Origin of the sequence: Paraburkholderia sp. WS6 (genome assembly GCF_030464835.1) — a bacterium.
In the GTDB taxonomy this organism is placed as follows: Bacteria; Pseudomonadota; Gammaproteobacteria; order Burkholderiales; family Burkholderiaceae; genus Paraburkholderia; species Paraburkholderia madseniana.
Genome location: NZ_JALQCK010000047.1, coordinates 26,417 through 41,418, shown reverse-complemented (window position 1 = coordinate 41,418; position 15,002 = coordinate 26,417). Strand labels below are relative to the sequence as shown.

The 15,002-nt window shown below is 60.5% G+C and carries 12 protein-coding genes and 2 pseudogenes; 9 read left to right on the top strand and 5 right to left on the bottom strand.

The window, feature by feature from the left end; translation table 11 throughout:
* Nucleotides 1-101: 101 nt before the first annotated feature.
* Both M0D64_RS37245 and M0D64_RS37240 read right to left on the bottom strand, forming a co-directional pair.
* Nucleotides 102-1,142, bottom strand: a complete 1,041-nt coding sequence (locus tag M0D64_RS37245) for a sigma-54-dependent Fis family transcriptional regulator (protein ID WP_266261411.1) — start codon at nucleotides 1,140-1,142, stop codon at nucleotides 102-104.
* 71 nt (nucleotides 1,143-1,213) lie between these two features.
* Complete coding sequence (locus M0D64_RS37240; RefSeq protein WP_266261382.1) at nucleotides 1,214-2,443, bottom strand: acyl-CoA dehydrogenase family protein; 1,230 nt, start codon at nucleotides 2,441-2,443, stop codon at nucleotides 1,214-1,216.
* A gap of 514 nt (nucleotides 2,444-2,957) precedes the next feature.
* Between M0D64_RS37240 and msuE the strand changes: the two genes are divergently transcribed.
* The 8 genes from msuE (at nucleotide 2,958) to M0D64_RS37200 (ending at nucleotide 10,805) form a co-directional block, all read left to right on the top strand.
* Complete coding sequence (msuE, locus tag M0D64_RS37235) at nucleotides 2,958-3,539, top strand: FMN reductase (protein ID WP_266261381.1); 582 nt, start codon at nucleotides 2,958-2,960, stop codon at nucleotides 3,537-3,539.
* Between the two features lie 28 nt (nucleotides 3,540-3,567).
* A complete protein-coding gene (gene sfnG, locus M0D64_RS37230) occupies nucleotides 3,568-4,671 on the top strand; it encodes a dimethylsulfone monooxygenase SfnG (RefSeq protein ID WP_266261380.1) in 1,104 nt (367 codons plus the stop codon).
* A 2-nt stretch (nucleotides 4,672-4,673) separates the two neighbouring features.
* Nucleotides 4,674-5,819 (top strand): AMP-binding protein, encoded by a 1,146-nt coding sequence (locus M0D64_RS37225; RefSeq protein WP_266261379.1) that lies wholly within the window; start codon nucleotides 4,674-4,676, stop codon nucleotides 5,817-5,819.
* Between the two features lie 18 nt (nucleotides 5,820-5,837).
* Nucleotides 5,838-6,617 carry an ABC transporter ATP-binding protein gene (locus tag M0D64_RS37220; protein ID WP_266261378.1) on the top strand — a complete coding sequence of 260 codons (780 nt, stop codon included), beginning with the start codon at nucleotides 5,838-5,840 and terminating at the stop codon, nucleotides 6,615-6,617.
* 13 nt (nucleotides 6,618-6,630) lie between these two features.
* Complete coding sequence (locus tag M0D64_RS37215; protein WP_266261377.1) at nucleotides 6,631-7,512, top strand: branched-chain amino acid ABC transporter permease; 882 nt, start codon at nucleotides 6,631-6,633, stop codon at nucleotides 7,510-7,512.
* A gap of 8 nt (nucleotides 7,513-7,520) precedes the next feature.
* Nucleotides 7,521-8,588: a branched-chain amino acid ABC transporter permease gene (locus M0D64_RS37210; RefSeq protein ID WP_266261376.1), complete on the top strand. Its 1,068-nt coding sequence runs from the start codon at nucleotides 7,521-7,523 to the stop codon at nucleotides 8,586-8,588.
* Nucleotides 8,589-8,712: 124 nt separating this feature from the next.
* Nucleotides 8,713-10,008 (top strand): ABC transporter substrate-binding protein, encoded by a 1,296-nt coding sequence (locus M0D64_RS37205; RefSeq protein WP_266261410.1) that lies wholly within the window; start codon nucleotides 8,713-8,715, stop codon nucleotides 10,006-10,008.
* Between the two features lie 2 nt (nucleotides 10,009-10,010).
* On the top strand, nucleotides 10,011-10,805 hold the full coding sequence (locus M0D64_RS37200) for an ABC transporter ATP-binding protein (protein ID WP_266261375.1): 795 nt from the start codon (nucleotides 10,011-10,013) through the stop codon (nucleotides 10,803-10,805).
* 51 nt (nucleotides 10,806-10,856) lie between these two features.
* On the opposite strand, the gene M0D64_RS37195 is transcribed toward M0D64_RS37200, so the two are convergent.
* The 3 genes and pseudogenes from M0D64_RS37195 to M0D64_RS37185 form a co-directional block, all read right to left on the bottom strand.
* Nucleotides 10,857-12,791 carry a bifunctional diguanylate cyclase/phosphodiesterase gene (locus M0D64_RS37195; RefSeq protein WP_266261374.1) on the bottom strand — a complete coding sequence of 645 codons (1,935 nt, stop codon included), beginning with the start codon at nucleotides 12,789-12,791 and terminating at the stop codon, nucleotides 10,857-10,859.
* A gap of 219 nt (nucleotides 12,792-13,010) precedes the next feature.
* Nucleotides 13,011-14,078, bottom strand: a complete 1,068-nt coding sequence (gene alr, locus M0D64_RS37190) for an alanine racemase (RefSeq protein WP_171928684.1) — start codon at nucleotides 14,076-14,078, stop codon at nucleotides 13,011-13,013.
* A gap of 266 nt (nucleotides 14,079-14,344) precedes the next feature.
* Nucleotides 14,345-14,794: pseudogene (locus M0D64_RS37185) on the bottom strand (M20/M25/M40 family metallo-hydrolase); the annotation flags it as partial.
* On the opposite strand from M0D64_RS37185, the pseudogene M0D64_RS37180 reads away from it, so the two are divergent.
* Nucleotides 14,794-14,922: pseudogene (locus M0D64_RS37180) on the top strand (porin); the annotation flags it as partial. The pseudogenes M0D64_RS37185 and M0D64_RS37180 sit on opposite strands and share 1 nt — an antisense overlap.
* Between the last annotated feature and the right edge of the window lie 80 nt (nucleotides 14,923-15,002).

Below are 15,002 nucleotides of genomic sequence, written 5' to 3'. Positions count from 1 at the left end.
CGCAGCGACATGCGGACTGGTCTCGCGGCCGGTCTGCTTTGACTTCTAAATGCACGCAAAAGGCAGGACTGCGCCCACTATCCGCTACCACGCATGTGAGCTTACTTCTGCGCGGAAATCTGCTTCGCCCGAATCAAGCGCGCCCGCAACACATTGCGACTAATGCCCAGCAGCCTCGCCGCCTGAATCTGATTCCGGTAGCAGAAATCGAACGCCACGCGCATCACCGTGTCTTCGATCTGTTCGAACAGGTTGCCTTCCGCGTGATCGAAAAGATGACGCAACGCCCCCTCCAGTCCTTCCAACGGTGTAGACGCAACAGGTTCACTGACCGCTCGTCGCGCGGCGTGAATCCCGAACGACGACATCTGCAGATCGCCCTCGCCTAGCGAATCGCTACGGCACACCAGCAACGCATAGTGGATGACGTTCTCAAGCTCACGGATATTGCCGGGCCAACTATGTTCCAGCAGCTTTCGCTCCGCGCGCGGCTCGATGTCGACGGGACCGTAGCCCAGCCGGTTCCGGTACTCTTCAATGAAGTAGCGGGCTAGCGGCAATATATCGCCGGGCCGATCGCGCAGCGTCGGCACAGCCAGATGCACGACGTTCAGGCGATAAAACAGGTCCTCGCGGAAATGGCCTGCTGCTACCGCATCCTGCAGATGCACATTGGTGGCCGCCAGCACCCGCACGTCGATAGGAATGCTCCGGCGCGAGCCGAGCCGCACGATCTCACGCTCCTGCAATACGCGCAGCAGTTTGACCTGCATCGATAGCGGCAGATCGCCTATCTCGTCGAGAAACAGCGTCCCGCCATTCGCCGCTTCGAACCAGCCGGGTTTGGCGCAGAACGCACCGGTGAACGCGCCCTTCTCGTGGCCGAACAACTCGCTCTCCACCAGCGACTCGGAGAACGCCCCGCAATTGACCGCCACAAACGGGCCGTCCTTGCGAGCACTCAGGTTATGCACGTGACGCGCGACCAGTTCCTTACCCGTCCCTGTCTCGCCGATCACGAGCACGTTAGCGTCGCTCGGCGCCACCATGCGAATACGTTCGAGCAGCGCCAGCGATTGCGGGTCCGAGAAGACCTGTGCAGTTGCGCGAATCGAGGTGGTCAGTGTGCGCTTGTCGGGCATCGTCAACAAAGGCGGCACTTCCGTTCGCGCGATGGCAGGCCGGTCTGGTAACACGTGATTGAGTGAATAGTTCATGAGTAGAAGCTCGGCGTCGGATATCGTTGCGTCAGGGCCCATTCGCCGATTTCTCGAAGCTTATAGGCAAGCGGATCGTGAAGCGTATGCGTGCGCAAATTTCGCCAGTGACGGTCCAGCCTCAGCGCGCCATGCGTCGCACGCGCGCCGGCCACGTCGAACATACGGGTACAAATGGTGAGCCCGATTTCTGTGGCGGCAACTTTGGCCGTTGCAACCGCCAACGCCACGTCGCCGCGCTCGGCGTCGGTCAGCGCATCCGCTCGGGTCCAGGCTGCATCGAAACGATCGGCCGCGCGGTCGGTCAACAACCGCGCCGCCTCGAGGCCTGCCCAAAACTCGCCGTACTGGCCGAGGATATAAGGATCCGCCGCAGTGGTTTGCACGCCGGACGTATGCCACGGACGTGCTTCATGAAGCGTGTAATGACGGGCGTCGTTGAACGCGCTTTCGCCGATACTGAGGTACACATTCGTCAGGATCAACTGAGCGAGCAAGGGCCGCAGGCACGCAAAAGGCGTCGACAGCGGCCCCGGGTCGGTCAGAATCTCGTGGTTCTCCACCCGCACCTTTTCCAGCGTCACCGTGCCGCTGTCCGTTTGGCGCTGGCCGATGTTGTTCCAATCCTCCGCAACGGAGATGCCCGTGCGCCCCGTGGGTACTGCCGCGATGAGCAACGTCCCCGACTCGGCGTCTCTTGCGGACGCGATCAGCATTTCGGAATCGAGCGCGCCGGAGCAAAAGCTCTTCTGTCCGCTGAACTCCCGCCAATCCGCGTGCGAGTGGCTCACGGCCCGTTCATCGAGCGGGTTTAACGCATTACCCCAGAACCATTGACGGCGGGCAGTCTGCTCGAACCAGGCACGCCATTGCGCCGACGAACCGAACAGCCGCACCGTCGCCAGCATCAGATGATGGAAGCCGAATACATGTCCGAGCGAACTGTCGGCCCGGCCAAGCGTACGCACGACATCCAGCGTCTGCCGCCAGTTGGCCCCGAGACCGCCGTGCGCTTCGGGAATGCTCATCGCAAGAAGACCACTGGCACGCAATGCATCCCGCTCCGCTTTTGGCGTTCCGCCTCGCGCGTCGCGTTCGGCGGCAGTTAGCGCAAATGTGATCGCGAGCCGCTGCGCAATCTGCAGCGGTGTTTCATTGACCGATGCTGTCTCCGCGTCAGGTAGCAGGGAAGCCGGCGCGTCCGGCAGTACGTAGGACGAGTTCATATGGGCAAGAACACTCACTCCGCTACGCGCGGGCGTTGAACGGCATCGATCAGGGTTGCTTCCTCAGAAGCGTATTCTGACCATCTAGCGCCGCTTCCGATGCATTTTGTTGTGGTATCCAAAGTCGAATTGCTGCTTACGCAGCAGCATCGGTATGGATGCTGCCTCCGCACCAGCACCGCCGTCCCTTATTGCCTCTCAGGCAGCAGGCCGGTTGGAATAATGAAAGCCCGCGCGTCCATCGCTGACACCCCGCACTGCTTCTCCAGCAGCAGCGCCGAGGCCATCTTGCTTCGTCAGCTTCATACGCCAGCCTGCAATGGTTCCATGCCACCGCGATATGCGCGCCAGCAAAAAACCGCAAACGGTTATGCCATTTGACTTGGCACGCGATCGACGTTGGCCCGCGCCTTCTTCGTCAACCCGTCCTGTTCACGCAAAGCCGGATGGCACGGTATTCGCTAAATAAGCGGCACTCCCGATTAATTCGCTTTCGCCTGAAAGGATCGCTCGAATGAGTAAGAGATTGAAAGTAGTCGCCGTCTCCGGCGGATTGCAGCGGCCATCGCGCACCCTCGTGGTGGTGGAACGCCTGCTTGCCGCGCTCGGCGATGCGCTGCCTATAGACACGCATCTCGTCGAGTTAGGGCAGATCGCTTCACGTCTTGCCGGCGCGATTCATCGCTCGCAGGTTCCTGCTGATGTGGGAGCACACATCGAGGCCATTGAATCGGCGGACCTGCTGATCGTTGCGAGCCCCGTTTATCGCGGGTCGTATACGGGACTCTTCAAGCATCTGTTCGATCTCGTCCATCACGAGGCGCTGGTCGACGTGCCGGTTCTGCTCGCCGCAACGGGCGGCAGCGATCGTCACGCGCTCGTCATCGATCATCAATTGCGTCCGCTGTTCAGCTTTTTTCAGGCCCGCACGCTACCGATCGGCGTGTATGCATCTGAAGCGGAGTTCAACGGCTATGCGATCTCTAACCCGGCACTGGAAGAACGCGTTGCTCTCGCGGTGACACGCGCGCTTCCATGGCTGCATGCCGGACGCCTCCCTGCCTCTTCCCCGCAAGCCGCAACGCTGGCTGCCTAGACCTATCCATTCAATCACCAGGAATATCATGAGCCAGAACCACTCTCACGACGACGCCGTCAAGTTCGCCTACTGGGTACCCAATGTCAGCGGCGGTTTGGTCGTCAGCACGATCGAGCAGCGCACGGACTGGAGTCTCGAGTACAACCAGAAACTCGCACTCACCGCGGAGAAGGCGGGTTTCGAATACGCGCTGAGCCAGATCCGCTTCACCGCCGGATATGGTGCGGAATATCAGCATGAATCGGTGTCGTTCAGCCAGGCGCTGTTGCACGCTACAACCAAACTCAAGGTGCTGGCGGCGATTCTGCCAGGTCCGTGGCACCCCGCCGTTGTCGCCAAACAGATTGCCACCATCGACCATATTTCCAATGGCCGTATTGGGATCAACGTGGTGAGCGGCTGGTTCAAGGGTGAATTCACCGCGCTCGGCGAACCCTGGCTCGAACACGACGAACGCTATCGCCGCTCGCACGAATTCATTGAGGCACTCAAGGGCATCTGGACACAGGACAATTTCACCTTCAAGGGTGACTTCTACCGCTTCAACAATTACACGCTGAGTCCCAAGCCCGTGCAAAAGCCGCATCCGGAGATCTTCCAGGGCGGCAGTTCACGCGCCGCACGCGACAACGCTGCGAGCGTCTCCGACTGGTATTTCACCAACGGCAACACGCCAGAGAACCTGAAAGCACAGATCGACGATATTCAGGCCAAGGCAGCAAAGAACAATCACAAGGTGCGCATCGGCGTGAATGCCTTCGTGATCGCTCGCGATACCGAAGAAGAAGCCAAGGCCGTGCTCGCCGACATCATCAAACATGCACACGTCGAAGCCGTGCATGCGTTCGGCGACGCCGTCAAACAGGCCGGCAAGGCTTCGCCGGAAGGCGAAGGCAACTGGGCCACGTCGAGCTTCGAAGACCTCGTGCAATACAACGACGGCTTCCGGACCAATCTCATCGGCACACCGCAGCAGATTGCCGAGCGCATCGTCGAACTGAAATCGGTCGGCGTGGATCTCGTGCTGACCGGCTTTCTCCATTTCATCGAAGAGGTGGAGTATTTCGGCAAGCGGGTCCTGCCGTTGGTGCGTGAACTCGAACTCAAGCAGCAGGCGAAGGCCGCCTGATCATGACGAACGCACAGCCGTCGACGCTGCCGGACTGGCTGCGCCATCAGGCGCAGCACCGGCCGCACGCCATCGCATTGCGGCACAAGCGGCTGGGCGCATGGCACGCGTTGTCGTGGCAAGACGTCGCCGCGGCGGTCGAGCAGCTAGCCGCCGGCCTCGCGCAACATGGCTTTGCAGCGGGTGACGCATTGCTGCTCGTCAGTCATCCGCGCGAGGAGGCGCTGCTGCTGTCGCTAGCCGCCCAATGGAATGGTGGCGTTGCGATACCGCTCGACCCGCAACTCACCGACGACGCATTGCGCTCGGTGCTCACGCATATCGCGCCGCGTTTCGTGTTCGCCGAAGACGACAGCCAGATCGATCGCCTGCTGGCGTATGAAGGATTGCGCGTGATCGATGCCAACCCACGCAATCTGGCGTCGCATCCGCATGCCGCCGTGACTGACTATCGCGCGTTGTCGATCCACAACGCGGGCAGCTTTGCTTCCGCTGCTCGTCCCCACGACGACGCATTCGCTTTCGTGCGCCTCGACGCCGATGGTCAACTCGTCGAACAACGTTTCCCGCATGCGACGCTGGTGCGTGAAGCACAGCAACTGGTCGCCACCGAGAAACTGAACGCGGACGACGAAGCGTTTGCCGCACGCGCATTCGCCGCCGCATCCCAGGCGCGTTACCTGATTGCACCGTGGGTGCTGAGCGGCTTTCGCCTGAATTTTCCGGAGTCGCTCGCGACGCGCGACAACGATCGCCGCGAACTCGCTCCCACCCTCGTAGCAGGCACGCGCGAAACCTACGCGCGGGTGGCACAGCTCGTCGACGACCGTTTGCCCGGTGCACGCTCATGGCGGCGCCGTCTGATCAACCATGCGCAGCGCAAACAGGGCGGCCCGCTTGCTCGTGCGCTGACCTGGTGGCTCATCACCCGTCCGTTACGCGAAGTGATCGGTTTTTCGCGCACGCATGCCGCGCTCGTCATCGGGCCGCCACTCGATGAAAAAACCGCTGCGCTGTTCGAAGCAATACGCGTCGATGTGCGCGCCTGGCCCGATACCGGTGACTGGCGGCGTGTTGAACCTAAACGTCAGGCCGTGGCGTCGCAGCGCTATGCAACAGACGGCGCGTCAGAACAACCGGCCTATTGACGCATGACTCAACGTCCAATGACTTCATCCTCAAACGCTCTGCTCTCGCTCGACCATATCTCGCTGTCGTTCAAAGGCGTGAAAGCGGTCACCGATATCAGCTTCGCCGTGCACACGGGTGAGATCTGTGCGCTGATCGGCCCGAACGGCGCGGGAAAAAGCTCGCTACTCAACGTGATCAACGGCGTCTATCAACCGCAGCAAGGCAGCGTGAATTTCGACGGCCACGTCTATCGGCGCATGAATCCGTATCACGCGGCGCACAGTGGCATTGCCCGCACGTTTCAGAACATCGCACTGTTTCGCCGGATGAGCGTGCTGGACAACGTGCTTACCGGCCGCAATCTGCATCGGCGCAGCACATGGTTTGAGCAGACTTTGAGCATTGGCCGCGCGCGCCGCGATGAGACAGTGCAACGCCGCTATGCCGAAGTCGTGATCGAAGCACTCGATTTGCAGCGCTACCGGCATACCACCGTCGGCACCCTACCGTACGGCGTGCAAAAGCGCGTCGAACTCGCCCGCGCGCTCGCCGCCGAGCCGCGCCTCTTACTGCTCGACGAACCGATGGCAGGCATGAATGCAGACGAAAAACGTGCAATGGCCGGTTATGTGCTCGACGCGAACACGCAGTTCGGCGTGACGGTCGTGCTGATCGAGCACGACATCGGCGTGGTGATGGACCTTTCGGATCACGTGGTGGTGCTCGATTACGGCAAGAAGATCGCCGACGGCGCTCCCGCCGACGTGCGCACCAACCCGGACGTACTGGCCGCTTATCTCGGCACCCGTCACTGAGAGATCGAACAACATGGGATTTTTCCTCGAAGTACTCGTCGGCGGACTGCTGGCGGGCGTGATGTACTCGATGGTCGCGATCGGCTTCGTGTTGATCTACAAAGCGTCCGGCGTGTTCAATTTCGCGCAGGGTTCGATGGTGCTGTTCGGTGCGCTCACGTACGTGAGCCTCGTCGAGCGGCATGTGCACCCCGTGCTCGCATTTGCCATCACGCTGGCGGCCCTGGTGCTGATTGCGTTGCTGATCGGCCGGCTCGTATTGCGGCCGCTGGTGAATCGCCCGCCCACTGTTTTGTTCATGGCGACGCTCGGCTTGAGCTTCATTCTCGAAGGCGCCGCGCAATTATTCTGGGGCGCCCAGGTGCACGGCCTAGATCTCGGCATCGACGACAAACCGCTGAACGTGGCCGGCGTCATGATCAGCCAGTTCGACGTCTTTGCCGCGGCGACCGCCGGCGTGCTGGTGATTGGCCTGTCGCTTCTGACCCAGCGCACGCGGCTCGGGCTGTCGCTGCGCGCAGTCGCGGACGATCCGCTCGCCGCGCTCGCCATCGGCATACGGCTACCGCGCGTGTGGGCGATCGTATGGGCCCTCGCCGGCTTTGTCAGCCTCGTGACGGGGCTTCTGTGGGGTGCGCGGCTCGGTGTGCAGTTCTCGCTCTCGCTGGTGGTGCTGAAGGCGCTGCCGGTGCTGATCATCGGCGGGTTTTCGTCGATCGGCGGGGCGATTGTCGGCGGCCTGCTGATTGGCGCGTCGGAGAAGCTTGCCGAAGTTTATGTCGGCAGCCTGTTAGGTGGCGGGATCGAAAACTGGTTTCCCTATCTGCTCGCGATGCTATTCCTGCTCGCGCGGCCTGTGGGTCTGTTCGGCGAACCCGCCGTTGAACGCGTGTGAGGCTCGCTATGTCATCTCCTCACACCACGCTGAATACGCCACGGCGGTTCAAACCGTACTCACTGCAATTGCCGGGGCTGCGGCTATGGTTCGCGGCGATTCTCGCGCTGATCGCGTTCATCGCCGTGCCGCTCCTCGGCAACGACTACTGGCTCAATGCCATTCTGATTCCGTTCCTCGTGCTGTCGCTCGCGGGACTCGGGCTGAACCTGGTTACAGGCTACGCGGGCCAGCTCTCGCTCGGCTCCGCGGCGTTCATGTCGGTCGGCGCCTATGCCACCTATAACCTCATGGTACGAGTGCCGGGCTTGCCGCTGGTCGTCGATCTATTGCTCGGGGGATTGATCACTGCCGCGGTAGGCGCCGTGTTCGGTTTGCCGAGTCTGCGTATCAAAGGCTTCTACCTGATCGTCTCGACGCTGGCTGCGCAGTTCTTTGTCGAATGGATCTTTACGCGTGTCAGCTGGTTTTCCAACGACGACACCTCGGGCGTACTCAGCGCGCCACGCCTCACGGCGTTCGGCTGGAAAATCGACACGCCGGCTGCACGCTATCTGCTCGTGCTCGGCGTTACTACCGTCCTGTTCGTTCTTGCGACTCGCCTTGTGCGCAGCGAACTCGGCCGACGCTGGATGGCCGTGCGCGATATGGACACAGCCGCGCGCGTGATCGGCATCCCGACCGGCCGCACCAAGTTGCTCGCATTCGCGCTCAGTTCATTCGTGATCGGGATTGCCGGCTCGTTTTGGGCATTTGCCTATCTGGGCACCGTCGAGCCGCACGGCTTCGATCTCAATCTGTCGTTTCAGGTGCTGTTCATCATCATCATTGGTGGCATGGGGAGCATCGGCGGGAATTTTCTCGGCGCGGCCTTCATCGTGCTGCTGCCCATTCTTCTCTCGAATGCGGCAGGCACGCTAGCCAGCATCGGCATTGAAGCCGGCCAGTTGCAGAACCTGCAGAAGATTCTGTTCGGCACGTTGATCATTGTTTTTCTCATCAAGGAACCGGACGGACTCGCAAGACTGGTTCAGACCGCGCGGAATCGTCTGCGTGACTGGCCACTGCGCCCATGACTTCGTTTTCACGCATCGCTCTTTAATCCATCGTTTATCTATTCAAGGTCCATCCAGTATGAAATTCATCGACTCCTTCAAAAGGCGCGGGACGGTCTCACGCGTCGCCGCTGCCGCGAGCCTGATGCTTGCCCTCAGCGCCGCATTTGCGCCCACCGCGCAGGCCGCGGGCGAAGAATACTTCCCGCTGCAAAGCTACCGCGTTGGGCCGTATGCGGCGGGCGGCAGTGGTTTCTTCGGCGGCTTTATCGACTATATGAACCTCATTAACAAGCGTGATGGCGGCGTCAATGGGGTCAAGCTGACGTGGAGCGAATGCGAAACCGAATACGTCGTGGAAAAAGGCGTGGAATGCTACGAGCGGCTCAAGAGCGGCCTGAACGGCGCGCCGGCTGCAGCGACCAATCCGCTCTCGGTCGGGATCGCCTATGCGACGCTCGATCGTTCGACCGTCGACAAAATCCCGCTGGTTACGATCAATCACGGCCGCACGGATTCCACGGACGGCGCGGTATTTCCGTACGTGTTTCCGCTTCAACTCAACCCGTATAGCGAAGTCTCGGCGATCGTCAATTACATCGGCCAGCAGTCAGGCGGGTTGAATCAGCTAAAAGGCAAGAAGATCGTGGTGCTCTACCACGGTTCTCCTTATGGCCGCGAGACGATTCCCGTGCTCGATGCGCTCGCCAAAAAATACGGCTTTGAACTCACGCAAATCGAAGTCCCGCACCCGGGTAACGAGCAGGGTTCGCAGTGGCTCACCATCCACCGGATCAATCCGGACTGGGTGATTCTGCGTGGCTGGGGCGTGATGAATCCGGTTGCCTTGAAGTCGGCGCAGAAGGTCGGCTTCCCGGCGAATCACATCATCGGCAACATCTGGAGTAATTCGGAGGAAGATGCGCGCCCGGCAGGCGACGCCGCGAAGGGATTCATTTCGATCACAACGCATCCGTCGGGAACCGACTTTCCGGTACTTCAGGCGATCAATCAATATGTGATCAAACCCGGCAACGGCAACCTGAAGGACCCGGCGCGCTTCGGTACGGTGTACTACAACCTCGGCGTCGTCAACGGCATTCTCAACGTCGAAGCGTTGCGCGTAGCTCAGGCCAGGTTCGGCGACAAACCGCTTACGGGCGAACAGGTGCGCTGGGGTTTCGAGCATTTGAATCTCGACGACGCGCGTCTTAAACAACTCGGCGCGTATGGTCTGGTTCAACCGCTGAAACTCTCGTGCTCCGATCACGAAGGCGGCGGCGCCGTCCGCTTCCAGCAATGGGACGGTCAGCAATGGAAGGTGATTAGCGGCTGGGTTCAGGCGGATCGCGCACTGTTACGCCCGATCATCGAGAAATCGGCGAACGCGTATGCCAAGGAAAAAGGCATTACGCCGCGCGATTGCAGCAAGGACCTCTGAGCATGAGCGCCGCCCCGATCCTGCAGGTCGATGACATCGCCGTGAACTATAGCCAGCTCATCCCGGCATTGCGCGGCGTTTCGCTGACGGTGCCGTCCGGCGCCATCGTTGCTCTGCTGGGCGGCAATGGCGCGGGCAAAACCACCACGCTGAAGGCGATCTCGAACCTGATTCGCGCGGAACGGGGCGAACTTACGTCGGGCCGCATCGCATATCGCGGCGACGCGATTACCGATGTGGACCCGTGGACGCTCGCCGAACGTGGCCTCGTCCAGGTGCTGGAGGGACGGCGCTGCTTTGCGCATTTGTCCGTCGAGGAGAATCTTCGGCTCGGCGCGTTCGTGCGGCGACCTGCCCGCGCTGATCTTGAGGCGGATCTCGAACGTATCTACGGCACCTTCCCGCGACTCAAGGAGCGTCGTAAGGCGCTCGCAGGTTATACGTCCGGTGGCGAACAGCAGATGGTCGCGATCGGCCGCGCGTTGATGGCGCGGCCTTCCCTAGTGTTGCTCGACGAACCATCGATGGGGCTCGCCCCGCAAGTCGTGGAAGAAATCTTCGAGACGGTGGCGGCACTCAATCGCGACGACGGCGTCAGCTTCCTGCTAGCGGAGCAGAATGCAGCGATCGCGCTGCAGTATGCGGAGTCCGGCTATGTGCTCGAAGGCGGCCGCGTGGTTGCGCATGGGAAGGCAGAGGCGCTGCTGGAACTGGATACGTTGCGCGACGCCTATCTTGGGCGTGGCCAATCCGCCACGGGCAGTACGCGCAGAGGATCACGTCACCCTGTCCCGTAACTAGCCGGCCAACGCCGCGGAAATCGGCATCATGCCGGTCGATAAGATCTCTCAAGCCTTATCCGTGGTATGCGCAGCAAGTCTTTTTTCGAGGTGCGGGATCTCTTCACCCCGGACCGGCTTTCCCAGAAGAAAACCCTGAGCATGCGTGCATCCGCAGACGCGTACGAAATTCAACTGCTCCTGCGTCTCAATGCCTTCCGCCGTGGTGGGCATGCCGATCTCTCGTGCCAAAGCCACAATCCCGCGAACCACGGCCGCGGATTCGCGCCGATGCACAGACTCTTTGACGAACGAACTGTCGATCTTGAGCTTGTCGAATGAAAAGCGCACAAGCGTCGACATGGTGGAGAATCCGGTGCCGAAATCGTCGAGCGCGAGGCCGATTCCCAATGCACGAAGCTTCTCGACGTTGTGCCGGGTGACGATATCGTCGCTCAACAGCACCGTTTCCGTGACTTCGATATTCAGGCGCGCGGGCGGCAATCCCGTCTTGCCGAGGATCGCCGCAACCGCCGACGCGAACGATTCTTCCCGCAATTGCACCGGCGAAACATTCACGGCGACGCTCACTGCATCACGCCACGTGGCAGCTTCCGTGCAGGATTGCAGCAGCGCCCACTCGCCGAGTGCGAGGATGAGGCCCGTACGTTCGGCCGTGGGAATAAATGCGGAAGGAGAAAGCTCACCGCGAGTCGGGTGCGTCCAGCGAAGCAGCGCCTCGCGGCCGGAAATCGTATCGTCGGCGAGATCGACGATCGGCTGGTACTCCATGCGCAGATCGCTGTAAGACTGCATCGCCCCTTCCAGATCGCTTCGCAGAAGGCTCAAACTTTCGTCGGAAGCGTGCCTGACGGCATCGAAGATAGAGAAGGCACTTTTGCCACTGCGTTTGACGGCGTACAACGCGCGGTCCGCGCAGATCAGCAATTGCGGCCCTGTCTTTGCGTGCTCCGGATAGAGCGAGACGCCCACGCTCGCACCGATATGCACCAATGCTTCGCTGAGTGTGAAAGGACGCGCCAGCGTTTTGACGATACGGTCTGCCAGCAAATGGACGTCGCGGGTCAACGCCGTGCCGTCGGTAATGGCGACAAACTCATCGCCGGCGAGGCGTCCGACCAGATCGCCGGCCGGCAGTACTTCACGCAATCGAATCGCCGCTTCCTGGAGGATCTGATCGCCGGCGGCATGACCCAGGCTGTCATTGATCGCCTTGAAGCCGTCAAGGTCGATCAGTAGAACCGCGAATCGATGATTCAGTCGTAACGAGCCGGCCGCAGTGCGTTCCAGCAGAAGCTCCGTAATGCGGGCGCGGTTGGGCAGGCCAGTGAGACTGTCCTGGTGAGCCAGCCGATGACTGCTTTCGCGCGCCAGCAGTAAGGCAACGGTGTCACGATTGCTGCGCAATGCCACAGTAAAAAAACCCGCCGCGCAAAACGGCGCCTGAAACAGCAGCACAAGTTTGCCGGAACCGGGAGACAGCGCCGCCCCCCAACCCAACAGCCCGAGAATGAACGATATCTGGAGAAGCACCAGCCTGGGTGTGCCAGCGTTGCGTCCGGCCAATCCGCCGATTACACCCACCGCGCAAACGTTGCCGAGCAGAAAAAGTGTCTGATTTCCGCTGGTATTGCACAAAAAAGTGCCAAAGCCGAACAGGGCCGCCCAGAGAAGACTGGCAAAGAGAAAAGCTGAGGTAGGGGTTGGCAGGTTGCGGGCACTGCGCTCGCAGCACAGCCAGATCAACGCGAGACGCGTCATCAGCAGCGCGACCACGGCGCTGCCCCACCACGCGTAAAGGGCTCTTGGATAAAGGTAGTAGGCGGTTGCGCAGACACTGATTTCGCAGATCGACGCAAAGACAATCGATGCGGTTCGCGTGAACAGGTTGGCAAGCAATATTTGCCGATTGTCGGCGCTCAGGTTCTGAGCGGAGGACACCACCCATTTGAAAAATGGAGACCTTGGTTCGCTGAAAGCCATGACCTACGCATTTTTAATGGTTAGTGGATCGAATCGGACACGCCTCGCAATTATTACGTAAACACAAAACGTCCGTTACAACGCAATGGCGCTGGCTTATTAGACACCCTTATTAGACACCATTACGCCTGTGCAACAGGCAATGCGGCACCGCCTCTCGTCCGAAGACGTGAGTATCTCTTGCGGATTGCTTCACGCTCCGGCGAGAGAGGCGGTCATTCAGGCTATTTCTACGGGCACCCGTTTTGCCAGCGCACACATCAGTTCGTACCCGATCGTCCCGGAAGCGTGAGCGACGTCATCGATCTTGACCTGTTCCCCCCACAGTTCGACCTTTGAGCCGATCTGCGCACGCGGGCACGGTGTCAAATCGACAGTGAGCATGTCCATCGAAACACGGCCCACCACCTGCGTCATGACGCCGTCGATCGCGATTGGCGTACCCGTCGATGCGTGCCGTGGATATCCGTCCGCATACCCGCATGCGACCACACCAATGCGCATCTCGCGGTTCGCAGCGAAGGCACGGCCGTACCCAACCGTTTCCTCCGCCGACAATGACTGCACACCGATCACTTCGCTCCTGAGCGTCATCGAAGCGCGCAAGCCCACGTCGTCAATGTGACGCGACTGGCCGGTGGGCGAACCGCCATACAGCACGACACCTGGTCGCACCCAGTCACGATGCGCCTGGGGATGCCACAAAACGGCCGCTGAATTCGCGAGGCTTCGTTGACCCGGTATATCTTGAGTCACCGCATCGAAGCGATCCATCTGCCACGCCACGTCGCCATCGTCAGCATTCGCGAAATGGCTCATCAACGTGATGTCCGCAATACCCGGAATCGATCTGGCCTGCTCCCACGCGGTGCGGTACGCGTCGGGCCGGAATCCGAGGCGATTCATCCCGGAGTTCATCTTCAGATGCACGTTGACGCGCTCATGCGACGACGACAGGCGCAACAGATCGAGTTGCTCACGGCAATGCACGGTCATGGAAAGATCGAACTGCTGGGCGATTTGCACGTCACCTGGCTTGAACACGCCTTCCAGAAGAAGGATCGGCTTGGCCCAACCCAACTCACGCACGCGGACCGCTTCGTCGAGATCGAGCAATGCAATGCCGTCGGCATTCGCGAGTGCCGGGAAAACGCGATCGATTCCGTGTCCGTATGCGTTGGCTTTGACCACGGCCCAAGCCCGTGATCGAGATGCCCGTTGCTTGACGATGGAGAGGTTGTGGCTGACTGCGGCGGGATGAATCTGTGCAACGATCGGGCGTGGCATAGGAGGCATTGAGGGCTGGTTTGGAAAGGGAATGGATACCCGTTGGTAAAGGCCAGTATTACGGTCTACGGACAGCTTTTTCCACTATCGTATCCAGCTCAAGCCAGTTTTTGTTACTGTATTGTTTTGATTTTTGGGTTTATCTATCCCTACTCACACGTTACGGGTTTACGCCGGTCGCGCGGCAATAGAAAGTCCGCAGGCTGACGGGCCACGGCGTTCGCTGCATGTCCAGTTGCCGCTGCGACCATGACCGCAGTGACCCGTCACAACGCAGCATCCAACTCACGGATCGTCTGGTAAAGAACCCGCGTGCCGTCGAGCAACTGCTGTGGCTCGATCCACTCCTCCGGACAATGACTGCGCCCGTTCAGACACGGGATAAAGATCATCCCGATAGGGCCGGTCGGCGCGACATACACCGCGTCGTGCCCCGCACCGCTCGGCAAACGCATGGTGGCGTATCCCAACGCCCCCGCTGCCCGTTCGACGGCATCCATCACAAGCGGCTGGCAGTCGGTTGGTTTGGCGCGACTGACATGCGCCGCGCTTGCGGACACGCGCAATTCAGCGAGATCAGCCGTGGCGCCGGCCATCAGGTCTTCCGGAAAACAATCGAGGATTGCGTCGCTGTCGCTGCGGACCTCCAGCATCAGTTCGACATGCCCCGGCACCGCATTCGGCACGTTCGGCGTCATCGCAATCCGGCCTATCGTCGGTGTATGTGCTGGGTGTATTCCGGAAAGCAGCAGGAGATGCGCAGGTTGCTCAGATCGCTGGATTCAATCCGTCTGGAAATCAGAAGCAGGCAGTTGGGCGCCTCGGAATCCGCAGCGTATTCTGAGGTCGAGAGGTAAGGCGGATCTGCGGTCTTCCCATTCGAAATGGTTTATCCGAGTGGGCAAGCGTTGCTTTGGCATCATA

Bases quoted from the DNA above. Each gene is read 5' to 3' on its own strand.
- M0D64_RS37245 (WP_266261411.1), bottom strand. From the start codon at position 1,142: ATGCCCGACAAGCGCACACTGACCACCTCGATTCGCGCAACTGCACAG.
- M0D64_RS37240 (WP_266261382.1), bottom strand. From the start codon at position 2,443: ATGAACTCGTCCTACGTACTGCCGGACGCGCCGGCTTCCCTGCTACCT.
- msuE (WP_266261381.1), top strand. From the start codon at position 2,958: ATGAGTAAGAGATTGAAAGTAGTCGCCGTCTCCGGCGGATTGCAGCGG.
- sfnG (WP_266261380.1), top strand. From the start codon at position 3,568: ATGAGCCAGAACCACTCTCACGACGACGCCGTCAAGTTCGCCTACTGG.
- M0D64_RS37225 (WP_266261379.1), top strand. From the start codon at position 4,674: ATGACGAACGCACAGCCGTCGACGCTGCCGGACTGGCTGCGCCATCAG.
- M0D64_RS37220 (WP_266261378.1), top strand. From the start codon at position 5,838: ATGACTTCATCCTCAAACGCTCTGCTCTCGCTCGACCATATCTCGCTG.
- M0D64_RS37215 (WP_266261377.1), top strand. From the start codon at position 6,631: ATGGGATTTTTCCTCGAAGTACTCGTCGGCGGACTGCTGGCGGGCGTG.
- M0D64_RS37210 (WP_266261376.1), top strand. From the start codon at position 7,521: ATGTCATCTCCTCACACCACGCTGAATACGCCACGGCGGTTCAAACCG.
- M0D64_RS37205 (WP_266261410.1), top strand. From the start codon at position 8,713: ATGCTTGCCCTCAGCGCCGCATTTGCGCCCACCGCGCAGGCCGCGGGC.
- M0D64_RS37200 (WP_266261375.1), top strand. From the start codon at position 10,011: ATGAGCGCCGCCCCGATCCTGCAGGTCGATGACATCGCCGTGAACTAT.
- M0D64_RS37195 (WP_266261374.1), bottom strand. From the start codon at position 12,791: ATGGCTTTCAGCGAACCAAGGTCTCCATTTTTCAAATGGGTGGTGTCC.
- alr (WP_171928684.1), bottom strand. From the start codon at position 14,078: ATGCCACGCCCGATCGTTGCACAGATTCATCCCGCCGCAGTCAGCCAC.